The following is a 902-nucleotide window of genomic DNA, read 5'->3' on the forward strand; positions in this document are numbered from 1 at the left end:
TCAAACTTGATACTAAGTTTGATCTAAAACCCAAAGATGTTTTTAAGAACCCACCAAAAGTTTTGTACAAAAACAACTGAAATTAGCATGAATCCAACCGCATAACATGCGCAGCATACGATATATGCAGTTTTTCTCGCCCTATCAGCTTTCCAATAAAGGTGCCAGAATACACTTTGCATATACTCCTTCCCTTCATAAACTCGCCCTTCTTCCTCTAGTATGGACTCTTCAAGATCGAACTTAAAGTCGTCATAGGAAAGTCCAATATCATTAGCAAAAGGGCGTAAGTGCCATTCTTGTTTCCCTTCTCTTTCGAATGAACTATAAGAAGGATATTGCTGAATTAGTTTAGGACAGAGTAAATTATAAATTAGCGTCGCACCGGCAAAAAACAAAGCAGAAAAATAAAATAGTTGCCAAGAAAATGGTAGCTTTAAGTGTAACTCGAAGGTGTAGTCAAAAATTGTTACTAACGCTAATTCATTAGTTCCTGATAGCACTTTGGCTGCTACAGGAACAATAAATATCCAAACATACATTGATGAAATGAGTTTTACATCATGAACTTTATTTAAATTAGACCAATTGATATCAGTTCTTTTACACCAATTGACAAGCCTATTCCAACGCTCTTCCACTTTTATCCTCGCCTTTAATTAAAAATTTTTCGTACTAAAACCTAACGCCGCATTAAGTGGTGAGCGACGCTAAGCACCTATGCCTCGACAAACCACTTAAAATGCAAAAACTGAATTTACACTAAAACCGCCAAGCGTTGCGAATCCGTCTTAAATGCTTTGTTATGCAAATTCAATAAGATAAGCCAGAAGTTACACCAAATTTGATTAAGAAAACAATCAAAATATTGGTTAAGTGAATCAAGAATCAGCCAAAGCCTG

General features: G+C 35.8%; 1 protein-coding gene. It reads right to left on the bottom strand.

Annotation, left to right across the window (positions count from 1 at the left end):
* Positions 1 to 23: 23 nt before the first annotated feature.
* Positions 24 to 641 carry a hypothetical protein gene (locus PL85_RS16905; protein ID WP_115340132.1) on the bottom strand — a complete coding sequence of 206 codons (618 nt, stop codon included), beginning with the start codon at positions 639 to 641 and terminating at the stop codon, positions 24 to 26.
* Between the last annotated feature and the right edge of the window lie 261 nt (positions 642 to 902).

It is taken from the genome of Vibrio anguillarum, assembly GCF_001989995.2.
Classification (GTDB): domain Bacteria; phylum Pseudomonadota; class Gammaproteobacteria; order Enterobacterales; family Vibrionaceae; genus Vibrio; species Vibrio anguillarum.